We start from the raw sequence: 14,990 nt of genomic DNA on the forward strand, positions 1-14,990 counted from the left end.
CCCTTGCCGAAATTCAGGGCGTACAAAAGCAGGCTGCGCGGCAGATTTACGGCGCAGCCTGCTTACAGGCACTATTTTTCTGAACGCAGAGCTTTATTCCTTCGGCTGGTTGGTGTTGGCAATAAAGCCGTTGCTGGCGCGGGGGCGGTCGTCCCTGCGGTCCGAGCGGCGGTCATAACGGCGATCGTCCCTGCGGTCGCGGCTGTCGCGGCTGTCGCGGCGGGGGCCGCGCGGCGCGTCGGAAATTTCGTTTTCCGGCGTAAGGCCGTCGATCTCAATCAGTGCATCCCGGCGTGAAAGGTTTAGGCGGCCCTTGTCGTCAATCTCCAGTACCTTGACCACAATTTCGTCGCCCACATTGACCACGTCCGTGACCTTTTCCGTGCGCTTGACATCCAGGCGGGAGATGTGGACCAGGCCCTCTTTACCGGGCGCAATCTCCACAAAGGCACCGAAATCCATAAGCCGGGTGACCTTGCCGTTATAGAACGAGCCGGGCTCCGGATCGTTGACAATGGTGTCGATAATTGTGATGGCACGCTGGCAGTTGTCGAGATCCAGGCCGGAAACATACACATGCCCATCCTCCTCGACATCCATTTTGACGTCGCACTCGGCGCAGATTTTCTGGATAACCTTGCCGCCCGTGCCAATGACCTCGCGGATTTTATCCACCGGAATGACGATGGTGAGCATTTTCGGCGCATATTTGGAGAGCTCCTTGCGCGGCTCTGCAATCGCCTTGCTCATGACCGCGTCGATGATATAATTTCTCGCCGCATGGGTCTTCTCCAGAGCTTCCTTGACCATCTCGGGCGTGAGGCCGTCGATCTTCAGGTCCATCTGAATGGCTGTGATGCCTTCCTTTGTACCCGCGACCTTAAAGTCCATGTCGCCGAAGAAATCCTCCAGGCCCTGGATGTCCACCATCGTCATCCAGCGGGAGCCCTCGGTGATCAGGCCGCAGGAGATGCCCGCGACCGGCGCCTTAATCGGTACGCCCGCAGCCATCAGCGCCAGCGTGCTGCCGCAGATGGACGCCTGTGAGGTGGATCCGTTGGAGCTGAGCACCTCTGAAACAAGGCGCAGCGCATAGGGGAACTCCTCCACCGGCGGGATAACCGGCAGCAGCGCGCGCTCAGCCAGCGCGCCGTGCCCAATCTCGCGGCGGCCGGGGCCGCGGCTGGGCCGGGTTTCGCCCACGGAGTAGGAGGGGAAATTATATTGATGCATGTAGCGCTTGAACTCTTCATCATCGATGCCGTCGAGCATCTGCTGGTCGCTCACCGGGCCCAGCGTCGCCACCGTGAGCACCTGCGTCTGTCCGCGGGTAAACATGCCGGAGCCATGCACACGGGGCAGCAGGTCAATTTCCGCCGCCAGCGGGCGCATGTCATTCATGCCGCGGCCGTCCACACGCTTCTGCTCGTCCAGCAGCCAGCGGCGCACCACATATTTCTGCGTCTTGTACAGGCACTCCTCCAGCTGCGCCTCCTGGCCGGGGTATTTTTCGTCAAACTTCTCATGCACGGCATCGTAAATGGGCTTAAGCCGGGCGTCGCGTACGGTTTTGTCGTCGGTGTCCAATGCCTTGCAGATGTCCGCCAGGGCAAAGGCGCGGACCTCGTCCTGCATTTCATCGCTGGCATGCACGGCATCGTAGGTAAACTTTTCCTTGCCGATCTGCGCCTGGATTTCCTTGATAAAGGCGATAATCTTCTGGTTGTATTCATGGCCCGCCATGATGCCGTTATACATTTCCTCATCGCTCACAATGTCGGCGCCGGCCTCGATCATGGCGATGCGGCTGCCGGTAGAGGCAACGGTCACCGCCATGCGGCTGGCCTTTTTCTGCTCCGCTGTGGGGTTGATGATATATTCGCCGTCCACCATGCCCACGGAGACGCCGGAAATGGGACCGTTCCAGGGGATGTCGGAGATGGAAAGCGCAATAGAGGTGCCCACCATGGCGGCGATTTCAGGCGAACAGTCGTGGTCCACGCTCATCACCGTGCAGACAATGGACACATCGTTGCGCATATCCTTGGGGAACAGCGGGCGGATGGGGCGGTCAATCACCCGGCTGGTCAGGACGGCCTTTTCGCTGGGGCGGCCCTCCCGCTTCAGAAACGAGCCCGGTATTTTGCCCACCGAATAGAGCTTTTCCTCAAAATCGACGGAAAGCGGAAAGAAATCGATGCCGTCACGGGGCTTTGCCGATGCCGTCGCCGCCACATGCACCACGGTCTCGCCGTAGCGCACTAGACAGGCGCCGTTCGCCAGGCCCGCCATTTTTCCGGTTTCAACCACCAGCGGGCGGCCCGCGAAGTCGGTCTCAAAGACTTTAAAATTTTCAAACATACTGTTTCCTCCAGTTTGGCCCCTCGCTATAGCCGGGCCAAATTCCTTGATTCCTTTATTTTTTATAATAATACCATACCATTGCATCAATTTATAGTCTTTTTTGGATTTCTTACCGAAAAATATTTAGAAATCCGTAAAAAAATGGTCCCCAGCGGAAAGCTCCGCTGGGGATTGAGAAGGTTTTAGTCTTGTAATCAAATTGAATCTCGCCCGGCCTTCCAGCCGGAACAGATCAGCTTAGCGCTGAACCGCTCTTCTGCGAAGCGCCAGGGCCGCCGCACCCGCGGCACAGGCCGTTCCTATCAAGGCCAGGCTCCATGCCGCCGGGCTGTTTTCGCCCGTCTGCACGGGGGGCTGCGGGTCTTCCGGATTGTCCGGATCGCCCGGCTCTTCCTCCGCCGGGCCCTCCGGCGTCACCGCCGGTGTTTCGCAAACCACCGTATAGACCACCGGGGCCGTATCTGCCTGAACCCTCCAGGCCTTGGCGTCCTGGTCGTATTCCAGCACGATGTCCCTGCTGCCCTGGCTCTCCGGCGCCAGCACATGCGCTGCGCCTGTGTCCTTGCCGTACTGCTCCACATACTTTGCTGGGCTCACTGTTACCGTGCAGGTGTAGCCGCTCTGCGCATCGCCCTGGACCGCGCCTGCCGTATAGCCGCCCGCCAGCAGGCCGTAGGTCCGGTCCGCATGGGAAACAGCTTCATTCGTGCAGTCGATCTTCACCGCGTTCCCTTCAAGCAGCTCCGCCAGCTCTTCCTCTGCCGGGCCCTCCGGCGTCACCGCCGGTGTTTCGCAAACCACCGTATAGACCGCCGGGGCCGTATCTGCCTGAACCCTCCAGGCCTTGGCGTCCTGGTCGTATTCCAGCACAATGTCCCTGCTGCCCTGGCTCTCCGGCGCCAGCACATGCGCTGCGCCCGTGTCCTTGCCATACTGCTCCACATACTTCGCTGGGCTCACTGTTACCGTGCAGGTGTAGCCGCTCTGCGCATCGCCCTGGACCGCGCCTGCCGTATAGCCGCCCGCCAGCAGGCCGTAGGTCCGGTCCGCATGGGAAACAGCTTCATTCGTACAATCGATCTTCACCGCGTTCCCTTCAAGCAGCTCCGCCAGCTCTTCCTCTGCCGGGGCCTCCGGCCCGGCTTCCGTCACACCGAACACCGGATAGCCGTAGTTGATCGCCGCCTCGCTGCCGAGGGTCCAGATGCCTGTAAAGTCCCAGCCGGCATAGGTTGCCTGCTCTTTCATCCCGGCGCCACTGTAGTGCTTCGTTCCCGCGCCCCTCAAATCCAGGCTTGAGGACGCATAGTAATGTACGCCCGTGACCGTTCCGCCGCTGTTATACAGGTTTCGGCTGGCATAATCCGGCGTCCAGTTAATCTGGCTGTTACTGAAATAATTATAGTAGGCCAAACCGTTCTCTGCGGAATAGGAGTTAACAACCTTGCCCCAGTTTACGCCAATCAACTCCCCAAACGCGTCAATCGCGTTAATCTGCGTGTTTGTCACATAGCAGTTTTGAACGGTACCCGTTCCATTGTTGCTTTGGTTTGCGCCGACCAGACCGCCCGTGTACATATAGGGGGCGTTTGTTCCGCTGGCCTGTCCGCTGTTCACCAGCGTGATCAGGTAATTTAAATGCATCTTCAGCGCATTTGAGGCGGCGGAATTATCCTTATAATATTTGGATCCGATCCAATTTCCCTCTTCTCTGGTGCAGTCCCGCACAAAGGTCTGAGAAATCTGCCCGTTATTGACGCCCGCAATACCGCCGACATAGCGGTTGCCGTGTACGGACGACTCCAGCAGCGCGCTCTTTGAGATGGCGCCGCCCGACTGGTTCCAGCCGGCAAGGCCGCCGATCTGGGAGCCGCCAACATAATTGTACTCCTGCGCCGGTGCCGAGCCCTCGCGGCCGGCGACCGTGCTGCCGGTGACCGTGCAGTTTTCAATGACGCCGCTGTTGACGCCCGCAAAGCCGCCTACCCAGGTACGGCCGTTGATGTCCGCATCCTTCAGCGTCAGGTTACGAATGACGCCTTTGTTTTGCGCAAACATACCTACCATAATGTATGACGGCAGCGTGCAGCTCATGCCTGTAATGGTTTTGCCGTTCCCGTCCAATACGCCGGTAAAGGCGGTACCGGTAAACTCTTCCACCTCACGGGCCTGGCTGTCTCCCAGGCCCAGCGGCGTCCAATCGGCTGAAAGCGTGATGTCGTTCATCAGGATATACTTGCCGTCCATATCACCGGCAATTGCCCGCAGCTCTGCTTCATTGGTAATGGCGGTGTAGCCCTCCGGCACGCCGTCCGACGGCGCCGCGGCCATCGCGGAGCCCGTTACAACGGAAAACAGCAGGCAAAACACCAGGAATATTGCAGAAATTTTTCTGCTTCTTTCCTTCATGGAACCTCCTCCTTTTTACTTTGCTGTTTCCCAAAGCAGACTTTTTTAAACGGGTATGCTATACTATCACATGTATGCTGAAGGTAAAAGCGTGCCGGAGGGAATAGATCAGCACGGCCCCGCACAGACAGAGGGCCCGCGGCCCGAAATCCGGTATTTTTCCTGTTATTGAAGCGGAAAAAGCCTTTGGCAATATGTAAAAATCCGAGTCAAAAAAACGCTGTTTTACAAAGTCTACCTTTTGAAACAAAAAAATAAAAAAGATTCTGCCGCATCAGGCCGATTGTTCCGTGCAGCGCCGGTAAAACGTGGTATAAGACATATCCAGCCTGCGGGCAGCCTCCCTGACGGAGACCCTACCCTGCGCCCATAGCTGCCGCATTTCCTCAAACCCGGGCGGCAGCGGCTTTTTTTGCTGCCCGAACTGGACGCCGCGCGCCTTTGCCGCCGCAATTCCCTCCGCCTGCCGCTGACGGATATTGTTCCGCTCCGTCTCAGCCACATAGGAGAGGATCTGAAGCACCAGGTCTGCAATAAATGTCCCGGTCAGATCCCTGCCCTTGACCCGTGTGTCCAGCAGCGGCATATCCATGATTACGACATGGGCTCCTTTTTCCTTGGTAACAATGCGCCACTGCTCTAAAATTTCATCATAATTGCGGCCGAGACGGTCAATGGACTTGACCACCAGCAGGTCGCCGGGTTTTAATTTTTTTGCCAGCTGCTTCCAGGCCGGGCGGTCAAAATTTTTACCGCTCTGCTTATCCATATACACATTTGTTTCGGGGATCCCGAACGCCGCCAGCGCATTGAGCTGGCGGATTTCATTCTGGTCCTTCGACGAAACCCGTACATATCCAAATTGCTTCCCCATTAATGAACCCTCCTGTTAAAATATAATTTCATCTTAACAGCATTCCCTCCCATTCAACAAAAATAAGCAGCCGTTGATTTTAGCGCTTCATCCGCCAACCTTGCCCCTGGTAAAAGCAAGGGCGTATTCAGCCTGAAGCAATAAAAAAGAGCAGGCCTCACAGCCCGCCCGCATATAGCCCCGCTTCCGCCCACCTGAAACAGGGCGCAAAAAAGCCGCCCCATTTGGGACGGCTTTTAGTTTCTCGAACGCCAGAATTATTTACGGATGCCCAAGCGTGCAATCAACGCACGGTAGCGCTCAATGTCAATCTTCTGCAAATAATTGAGCAGGTTTCTTCTCTTACCAACCATTTTCAGCAGGCCGCGGCGGCTGTGATGGTCCTTCATGTGGTCCTTCAAATGCTCGGTAAGGTCGTTGATGCGCTTGGTCAGAATGGCAACCTGTACTTCAGGGGAGCCTGTGTCGCCCTCGTGGGTTGCATACTCCTTAATAATTGCGTCTTTCTCTTCTTTCAGCATAGTAAAATCCACCTTTTCTTTCTCATTTGCCCGGTTCACAGAGCAGGGCGGGTGTGTCCCCAAGAAAGGGCTTTTCCCCTGGTCCGTGGATGGGTAGTATGTGCCGCCGGATTTTCCGTTGCAGCTTTTTTATTATATCACACGCTCCGGGCTTTGTAAACTATTTTTCGCGCGGTTTCACCGTCTTGAAAAATTTGCGCGCGCAGGCTTTCCAGACTGTCGAATTTCCGCTCCGGGCGAATAAATTCCAGGATCTCCACCGCCGGGCGCTCACCGTAGACCTCCGGGCCCCGGTAGCCGGGCAGCCAGGTCTCAGAAAGCGGCCTGTCCGCGCCCACGGTGGGCTTGACCCCAATGTTGGTAACGCCGTAATAAGCGGCCCCATTCAGCTCGGTCACCGAGGCATACACCCCGAAGCGCGGCAGCAGAAAGCCGTCCGGAAACACCTGGTTAATGGTGGGAAAGCCCAGGCGGCGGCCCAGGCGGCGGCCATGGATGACCTGAAAGTCCACGCAGAACGGGTGGCCCAGCAGGCGGTTGGCCGCCGCTGCGTCCCCAGCCTGCAGCAGGCCGCGGATGCGCGTGGAGCTGACCGGTTCCCCCAGCACCTCCACCGGAGGCACTACCACCACCTCAATTTTTTCCTCCGCGCAGAGCTCCCTCAGCAACGCGCTGTCGCCCACGCCGCCCTTGCCAAAGTGAAAATTAAAGCCGCAGCACACCCGCCGGGCCCGGCATACGTCCCGCAGTACCTGCTGCACAAACTGCCGCGCGCTCATGTCGCGGATATCCGAAAAGGCCAGCTGCCAGCACTGTTGAATCCCCATGCCCTCAAGCAGGCTCATTTTGCGCGCCTGCGACAAAAGCGCCGGGGCATCCTTGCCGTCCCGCAGAATATCCGGCTGAAACGTCAGCACCGAAGCAACCAGCCCCGGGGCCCGCGCCGCGCGCAGAACCTGGACATGCCCGGTATGCAGCCCGTCAAAGCAGCCCAGCGCCACCGCGGAGGGCCCCTGTGAGCAAGTTAATTCCTGAAACCGCTTCATCATTTTCAAACCTCTGTCTATTGATTTCCCGAAAAAAGCAACGCTTACCGCGGCACAGCCGTACGGAAGAGCTTGCACACGCCGAGCTGCTCCCCGGCGGCGTCCACCTCTCCCAGGCCAAGAAACGCATTCCCCGGCTCCGGGCCGCTGTTTACTGCGCCGCTGTCTGCGGAACCGTAAACCCGCACGCGGAGGCCGGGCTGCCGGCTGCCGGCCAGCGCGGTACGCTCCAGCGACAAGCCGCCGCCATTGCAAAAGCGCCGCGCCTGCGGGCCGGTCACCGCAACGGCAGGCAGGCGGGAAAACAGCCGGTCAACCGGCAGCAGGCAACCGGCAGCATACCCGGCCCCCTCCGCACGCAGGCGCTCAAGCGGCTGCGCATCCTCCAGGGTAAAGCCGCAGGCCCGCGTGCGCCGCAGCCCCGTCATCATGCCAAAGGTTCCCAGCGCCGCGCCGAGGTCCGCAATCACCGAACGCACATAGGTGCCCTTGGAGCAAACGAGGAAGAGCCTGCCGCGCCGGCTCTGTGCATCGTATGCCAGCAATTTCGCCTCACGGATAACCACCGGGCGCGGCAGGCGTTCCACCACCTTGCCCTCCCGGGCCAGCTCGTAGAGCCGCCGTCCGTTTTGGCGCACCGCCGAGTACATGGGGGGCAGCTGCATAAGCTCCCCCTGAAAGCGCTCCAGCGCCGACTCTACCTGCCCGCGGGAAGCCGGGCTGCCGCTTTCGCGCAGGACAGCCCCGGTGCTGTCCTGCGTATCGGTTTCAACGCCCAGCTGAAAATCCGCCTCATAGGCCTTGTCTGTGTCGGGCAGAAGCGACTCCGCCTTTGCCGCCGTACCCAGCAGCAACGGCAGCACGCCGGTTGCCATTGGGTCCAGCGTGCCGGTATGGCCGATTTTTTTCTGCCGGGTCAGCCCCCGCAGCACCGCCACCACATCGAAAGAGGTGAAGCCCGCGGGCTTGTCGACAATCAGCACGCCGTTAAACGCATCCGGCGCCGCGGGTATGCCAGCCGTCACGCGCCGCCCTCCCCGGAGGGCTTTTCTTCTCCGGCCGCGGGCGCGGTCCGTCCGCTCTCCAGGCCGTTGAGCAGGCGGTTGATGTTCGCGCCGTACTCAATGGAATCCGTAGCGCGGAACAGCATTTCCGGGGTGTGGCGCAGGGACAGGCGGCGCCCCAGCTCACGGCGGATAAATCCCGCGGCGGATTTCAGGCCCTTGACGGCCTCCTTGGCACGCTCCAGGCCCTCCATGGCGCTGACATAAACCGTGCAGTAGGAGAGGTCGTTGGTGACCTCTACACGCACAACGCTGATAAGCCCCTGCGCACGCGGGTCCTTTACTTCTCTTAAAATGGCGGTAATCTCCCGCCGGATATCCTCTGTTGTTCGTTCCATTCTATGGCTCGGCATAGTAAATTTCCTCCTCGCCAAAAGCGAATTACCATTCATCCTGTGCCGGGACGCCCTGCCCCGCAGCGGGCGGCGGCCCGGCGGCCGGCAAGCTAAGAAGCGCCGGGTAAACCGGCTACGGCGGGCGCACATCCGGGCCGAAGGCCCATTGGCCGGCGTTCCGGCGACCCGGCGCTGTGTGCGCCCGCCGCTTTATTTTTTCATTACAGCGCAGGTCCCTTTCAGGGTTCCCATTTCAGCTGTTTTTCATGTATGGCTCCCGTTTATAAGGCGTTATAACGCAAGTCCCGCGCTCAGGCCTCTTGATATGCCTCCATGATGAAGGCCTCCAAAATATCGCCCTCCTTGATGTCGGAGAAGCGCTCCAGGCCGATGCCGCAGTCGTAACCGTCCGCCACTTCCTTGACGTCATCCTTAAAGCGGCGCAGGGAGGCCATTTTATCCTCAGCGACAACGATGCCGTCGCGCACCACGCGGATTTCAGCGTTGCGCTGGATTTTACCGCTGACGACGTGAGCGCCGGAGATGGTGCCCACGTTACTGATCTTATACACCTCGCGCACCTCCGCACGGCCCAGCAGTACCTCGCGGAACTTCGGCGCCAGCATGCCCTTCAGCGCGGATTCGATCTCTTCGATGCAATCGTAAATGATGCGGTACAAGCGCATGTCGACGCCATCGCGCTTGGCGTTTTCCTCCGCAATCGGGTCAGGCCGCACATTGAAGCCCACGACAATGGCATTGGAGGCATCCGCCAGCATAATGTCGGACTCATTGATGGCGCCGACACCGCCATGAATGACATTGACGCGCACCTCCTCGTTGGAGAGCTTCTCCAGCGACTGGCGCACCGCCTCAACAGAGCCCTGAACGTCGGCCTTAACGATGATCTTGAGCTCCTTCATATCCCCCTGCTGCATCTGGTCGAAGAGGTTATCCAGCGTAATCTTAGTCTGGGCGTTAAAACGCTCCTCCTTTTCCTCGGAACGGCGCTGTTCGACCAGTTCGCGGGCCAGGCGCTCATCCGAAACGGCGTTAAAGATATCGCCGCCGGAGGGCACGTCGCCCAGGCCGGTAATCTCAACCGGGACGCTCGGGCCGGCGGCCTCGATGCGCCGCCCGTTTTCGTCGGTCATGGCGCGCACACGACCGACAGCCGTGCCTGCCACAATGACGTCGCCGATATTCAGGGTGCCGTTCTGCACCAGCATGGTGGCAATGGGCCCGCGGCCCTTATCCAGCCGCGCCTCAATAACCGTGCCCTTGGCGGCGCGGTCCGGGTTAGCCTTGAGCTCCTTCATGTCGGCTACCAGCGTAATCATTTCCAGCAGGTCGTCGATGCCGTCGCCCTTGAGCGCGGAAACCGGGATACACGGCGTGTCGCCGCCCCAGTCCTCGGGCACCAGCTCGTGCTCGGTGAGCTGCTGGAGCACGTGGTCGGGGTTCGCGCCCGGCTTATCCATCTTATTGATGGCGACAATGATGCTGACGCCCGCCGCCTTGGCATGGTTGATGGCCTCAATGGTCTGCGGCATGATGCCGTCGTCCGCGGCTACTACCAGCACGGCGATGTCCGTTACCTGAGCGCCGCGGGCGCGCATGGTCGTAAACGCGGCGTGGCCCGGGGTATCCAGGAAGGTGATGTCGCGGCCGTTGAGTTTGACGCGGTAGGCGCCGATGTGTTGGGTGATGCCGCCGGCCTCCGTCGCGGTGACGGAGGTGTTGCGGATGCGGTCGAGAAGGGAGGTCTTGCCGTGGTCGACGTGGCCCATAACAACCACTACCGGCGCGCGCGGCGTCAGGTTGGCATCGTCGTCCTCGCTGTCGTCAATAATCCGCTCCTCAATGGTCACAACCACCTCTTTTTCCACCTTGGCGTGGAACTCCATGGCGACCAGGCTGGCCGTGTCAAAATCAATGGCGTCGTTGATGCTGGCAAACACGCCGAGGCCCATCAGCTTTTTAATGACCTCCGCCGCCGTCGCCTTCAGGCGCAGCGCGAGCTCGCCTACTGTGATCTCATCCGGCACCTGGATAGTGAGCTTCTTCTGCTTGCGCTCCTGCGCAATACGGCGCAGGCGTTCGGCCTCGGTCTCCCGGCGGGCGTTGCGCGGCTTGCCGCGGTACTGGCTGCTGCGCTGCGTCAGCTTCTGCTTCTGCACCACGTTTTCCACCTTGACCTTTTCAGAGGCCAGGCGGTCATATTTCTCATTATATTTTTCCAGCTCCACATTGGACGAGCGAGTGTCCACCACGCGGCCCTCGCTGCGCCGGGCATAGCCCTCGCCGCCGCGCGGGGCAGCGCTGCTCTGGGCCGTTCCCTGGGCCGCGGGCGCGGGGCGCCGCTGCTGGTTCTGCTGCGCTTGCTGGCCCTGCTGTGCCTCGGGCCGCGGGCGCACGGGGGTAATCTTGCCGGGCTTTACGGCCTTGCGCTGCGGCTGCCCGTCTTGCTGGGCCGGCTGCACGGGCTTTTGCTCCTGCGTTTTTCCAGGAGCCCGGGCGGGCTCCGCCTGCGGCGCCTTTGCGGCCTTTTGGGCCTTTGGGGCCTTTGGGGCCGGCTGTTTGGCCTGCTCAGGCTGTGCCTGCGCCGCCGGGGCTGCTTCCTGTTCCACCGTCACAAGCGGTTCCTCCTGCTTGGTTCCCTCGGCAAAGTAACCGTCCAGGGAGTCCATATTATTTTTTTGGGTAAAGCTTTCAAACACCAGGTCCAGTTCGTCCTCGGTGAGTGCCGTCATATGCTTTTTGGTCTCGCCGGTATAATTCTTCAGCACGTCAATGACGTCCTTATTGGGAATTTCCAGGTCTTTTGCGACCTCATGGACCCTATACTTAATCATCATAGTCGAATCATTCCTCCTCATTGAGCCGCGCACAGGGCGCTTAGCTTTCTTGCAAACCCGTCGTCGTTCACCGCGAGGACGCCGGCAGACTTTTTGCCAATGGCCGCGCCGGCCTGCTGCATGGTCTCCGCCAGCCTGTGGACGGGCACGCCGCTCTGCACGGCTGCCGCCTCAATTTTTTTCGCCGTCCGGGGCGACACGTCGCCGGCGAGCAGCACAACCTTCGCCGTTCCCCTTTTTATGGACTCCGCCGCCGCGTCGAAGCCGGGCGAAAGCCTGCCCGCGCGCCGTGCCAGGCCGAGCAGGGATAAAACCGGACTGGGGTTTTCATTGCTCACGCTGCCTTAATTCCTCCTCCATATGGTCGTACAGCTCGTCTGGGATTCTGCACGAAAAAGCCTTTTCAAAACGCCTGGCCTTGCGGGCGGCCCTCAGGCACTCCGCATCGGGGCAGACATAGGCCCCGCGGCCCGGCTTTTTCCCGGTCAGATCCAGCGAAATCTCCTCCTCAGGGGACTTCACCACACGGACCAGCTCTTTTTTCGGTTTCATTTCTCCGCATCCCGTACACATACGCATGGGTATTTTCTTAGGACGCATAACAGCAACCACCTTCCTCCATATGGCGGCACGGGCCGCCCCGTCCGGGCTTTTTGAGCGCCGGTTATTCCACCGGTGATTCAGCCGGCGGCTCCGCCGGCATAGCCGCCGCTTCTTCCCCGGCCGCGCCCGCCGCAGGTTCCTGCGCGGCGGGCTCCTCGCCAAAGAAGCCGCTTTCAGGCTTTATGTCAATCTTCCAACCCGTCAGCTTCGCCGCCAGCCGCACATTTTGGCCGCGGTTGCCAATCGCCAGGCTGAGCTGGCTGTCCGGCACGGTCACACGGCAGCTGTGGGAGCCGTCCTCCGCCACGGTGACGGAAAGCACCGTGGCAGGGGACAGCGCCGCGGCGATGAACTTCGCCGGGTCCTCGTCATATTCCACAATATCGATTTTTTCGCCGCCAAGCTCCTCCACAATGTTGGAGACCCGCGCGCCACGCGTCCCAATGCAGGCGCCGACCGCGTCCACATCCGGGTTATGGCTGAGCACCGCCAGCTTGGTACGGGAACCGGCCTCACGGGAAACGGACTTGATCTCTACGGTGCCGTCGTAGATCTCCGGCACCTCAGTCTCAAACAGGCGCTTGACCAAATCGGGGTGCGTACGGGAGATCATGGCGCGGGGGCCCTTCTCCGTCTCACGCACATCCACAACATAGACCTTGATATGGTCGCCCTCGCGGATGACCTCGTCGCCCACCTGCTCGGACTTGGGCAGCACCGCCTCCGCCTTGCCGATGCGCAGCGTAGCGGCGCCGGTGCGCGGATCTATGCGCTCTACCAGGGCGCTCACCAGCTCCTGGTGCTTGCTCTGGAACTCCTGCATCATCTGGCCGCGCTCGCCGTCACGGATGCCCTGGCGAATGATGTTGCGCGCCGTCTGGGCCGCAATGCGCCCAAACTTTTTGGTGTTCAGCGTCACATAGACATCGTCGCCCACGCCGACAGTGGGGTCGATCTCCCGTGCCTTTTCCAGCACGATCTCACGGCCGGGCTCGTAAACATCGTCCACGGCAACCATCTTCAGCCGCACCTCAAAGGCGCCGGTTTCCGGGTTGACGTCGATGGTGGCGTCGTCGTTGCCATAGCTGTTTTTACAAGCAGTCAAAATTGCCTTCTTGATTTTATCCATCATAAAATCGACCGGTATGCCGCGCTCCTTCTCCAGCAAGGACAGAGCGTCAAAAATCTCGTTACTCATCTTCCTCAAAACCTCCCACAAAATCGTCGTCCGCCAGGCGTACTCTGGACAGGGTGTTCTGTGCCAGCGCCAGCTCGTTCCCGCCGTCCAGCAGGGTCAGCACGCCATCCTCATAACTCTTGAGCACCGCCGTAAACTCCCTGCGGCCGTCCGCAAGCGGACGGATAGCGCGCACCTGCACCGGGCTGCCCAGATAAGCCTTGAAATGCGCCGGCCGCACCAGCTCGCGGCCCATCCCCGGCGAGCACACCTCCATACAGTAGGCGCAGTCAATCGGGTCCAGCTCGTCGAGCGGGTCGTTAACCGCCCGGCTCATCTCCACACAGTCATCGATATCGACGCCCTCCGGTTTATCTACAAATATCCGCAGAAACCACTGCACGCCCTCTTTTTCAAAGCGCACATCCCACAGGGACAGCCCCAGGCTTTGGGCGATGGGCTCTGCCAAGCGCCACACGGCCTCTACGGTATTACCGCCTTTTTTCTTTCCTGCCAAGTTGATTTCACCTCTTAATACAAACAAAAGAGCGGGTTGCCCCACTCTTTCATCCTCCATACTATTCTAGGTGTAGTATAGCACACCAACGCCCAAAATGCAAGCATTTTCCAGGAAAATCCCTTGTCAAGGCCTGCCGCGAGGGCTATTTTCGGCTATTCCTCCAACTGGCGGCCCAAAAATACCGCCGCTGTCTGTGCAAGTTTTGTCTCCGGCTCCCCGGGCGCCGCGGCATTTTCGGCTTGCAGCATCACCACCGCGCCGGTCACGTCGCTGGACGCGATGATGGGGTAGACGATGGCAGCGGCGCGGTCCACGCCCTCCACAGGGATAAAGCTGCTGCGCCCATTACTGACAAAGCTGCGGCGGCTTTGCATGGCATCCTCCATCTCCGGGGTGACGCGGCGCTCCAAAAACTCCTTACGCGAAACGCCCGCGGCAGCCACCACATGGTCGCGGTCGCAAATAAGCGTGGGCAGGCCGGAGATTTTCCCCAGCACCTCGGCATATTGCGCGGCAAAGTTGGACAGCTCGCCCACCGGCGAGTATTTTTTAAAAATGACGCCGCCCTGTGCATCCGTAAAGATTTCCAAGGGGTCGCCCTCGCGGATACGCAGGGTGCGGCGGATTTCCTTCGGAATGACCACGCGGCCCAAATCGTCAATTCTTCTGACAATTCCTGTAGCTTTCACTTGTTGATTCCCTCCCGAACTATACAAACGGAGCGCGCCGCGCCCCGTCTTATTGTGATTGATAAAATGGATAGACGCTACTATTATCCGCAGGAAAAGCTTGTCTATACGGGAGAAAGCCGTCAATATAACTGCCAAAATTTTGCAGCGTTTTTTTGTGCGTTTTGAGGAGGGAAAGGCGGGGCTGCTCAGGCCGCTTTTTATAAAACCGGCGTTGATTACCTGGTAGGCCTAACTGACGATTCCAGGCCCTATGCGCGAAAGAGGAAGCTGTAACAAATTATAGCTGATTTTAAGATAATCGTAAGCCTATTTTTTATATTTCTCAGCTTCACACAGCCCTAAGATTTTTTAACATAGAAACAGCTCTTTCTTTGTTTATAAGGAATATTCTTCCTATTACCGCTTTTCAACCGCTTTGCACCCGCCCCTAAACCTTTACAAGCCCTCGAGTGGAATTACTGCCAACATTATTCTTATCGGGCGGGCAATATGCTGAACCCGTTTTGCCAATGCTTTTATCCCCGGTA

General features: G+C 59.4%; 13 protein-coding genes. All 13 read right to left on the reverse strand.

The features are described from left to right. Positions 1-93: 93 nt before the first annotated feature. Positions 94-2,361: a polyribonucleotide nucleotidyltransferase gene (locus tag DPQ25_RS08185; protein ID WP_112332682.1), complete on the reverse strand. Its 2,268-nt coding sequence runs from the start codon at positions 2,359-2,361 to the stop codon at positions 94-96. Between the two features lie 240 nt (positions 2,362-2,601). Beyond that, positions 2,602-4,773, reverse strand: coding sequence for a GLUG motif-containing protein (locus DPQ25_RS08190; protein ID WP_112332683.1), 2,172 nt, complete (start codon positions 4,771-4,773; stop codon positions 2,602-2,604). A 274-nt stretch (positions 4,774-5,047) separates the two neighbouring features. After that, positions 5,048-5,647 (reverse strand): recombinase family protein, encoded by a 600-nt coding sequence (locus DPQ25_RS08200; protein WP_112332685.1) that lies wholly within the window; start codon positions 5,645-5,647, stop codon positions 5,048-5,050. A 257-nt stretch (positions 5,648-5,904) separates the two neighbouring features. Continuing rightward, on the reverse strand, positions 5,905-6,168 hold the full coding sequence (gene rpsO / locus DPQ25_RS08205; RefSeq protein WP_112332756.1) for a 30S ribosomal protein S15: 264 nt from the start codon (positions 6,166-6,168) through the stop codon (positions 5,905-5,907). A 137-nt stretch (positions 6,169-6,305) separates the two neighbouring features. Then, positions 6,306-7,217, reverse strand: a complete 912-nt coding sequence (gene ribF / locus DPQ25_RS08210; RefSeq protein WP_112332686.1) for a riboflavin biosynthesis protein RibF — start codon at positions 7,215-7,217, stop codon at positions 6,306-6,308. A 41-nt stretch (positions 7,218-7,258) separates the two neighbouring features. Further along, entirely contained in the window at positions 7,259-8,239 is a 981-nt protein-coding gene (gene truB / locus DPQ25_RS08215) for a tRNA pseudouridine(55) synthase TruB (protein WP_242978264.1), read from the reverse strand. Beyond that, entirely contained in the window at positions 8,236-8,631 is a 396-nt protein-coding gene (gene rbfA / locus DPQ25_RS08220) for a 30S ribosome-binding factor RbfA (RefSeq protein ID WP_112332687.1), read from the reverse strand. The genes truB and rbfA overlap by 4 nt, the downstream gene beginning before the upstream one ends. A 293-nt stretch (positions 8,632-8,924) precedes the next feature. Then, complete coding sequence (gene infB / locus DPQ25_RS08225; protein WP_112332688.1) at positions 8,925-11,471, reverse strand: translation initiation factor IF-2; 2,547 nt, start codon at positions 11,469-11,471, stop codon at positions 8,925-8,927. A 17-nt stretch (positions 11,472-11,488) separates the two neighbouring features. Continuing rightward, positions 11,489-11,809, reverse strand: coding sequence for a L7Ae/L30e/S12e/Gadd45 family ribosomal protein (locus tag DPQ25_RS08230; RefSeq protein ID WP_112332689.1), 321 nt, complete (start codon positions 11,807-11,809; stop codon positions 11,489-11,491). After that, on the reverse strand, positions 11,799-12,071 hold the full coding sequence (gene rnpM / locus DPQ25_RS08235) for an RNase P modulator RnpM (RefSeq protein WP_112332690.1): 273 nt from the start codon (positions 12,069-12,071) through the stop codon (positions 11,799-11,801). The genes DPQ25_RS08230 and rnpM overlap by 11 nt, the downstream gene beginning before the upstream one ends. Positions 12,072-12,135: 64 nt before the next feature. Next, on the reverse strand, positions 12,136-13,272 hold the full coding sequence (gene nusA, locus DPQ25_RS08240; protein WP_112332691.1) for a transcription termination factor NusA: 1,137 nt from the start codon (positions 13,270-13,272) through the stop codon (positions 12,136-12,138). Continuing rightward, positions 13,265-13,768, reverse strand: a complete 504-nt coding sequence (locus DPQ25_RS08245; protein ID WP_112332692.1) for a ribosome maturation factor RimP — start codon at positions 13,766-13,768, stop codon at positions 13,265-13,267. The genes nusA and DPQ25_RS08245 overlap by 8 nt, the downstream gene beginning before the upstream one ends. A gap of 155 nt (positions 13,769-13,923) precedes the next feature. Then, positions 13,924-14,460, reverse strand: a complete 537-nt coding sequence (locus DPQ25_RS08250; RefSeq protein WP_112332693.1) for a stage V sporulation T C-terminal domain-containing protein — start codon at positions 14,458-14,460, stop codon at positions 13,924-13,926. Positions 14,461-14,990 lie beyond the last annotated feature (530 nt).

The organism is Hydrogeniiclostridium mannosilyticum (genome assembly GCF_003268275.1).
In the GTDB taxonomy this organism is placed as follows: Bacteria; Bacillota; Clostridia; order Oscillospirales; family Acutalibacteraceae; genus Hydrogeniiclostridium; species Hydrogeniiclostridium mannosilyticum.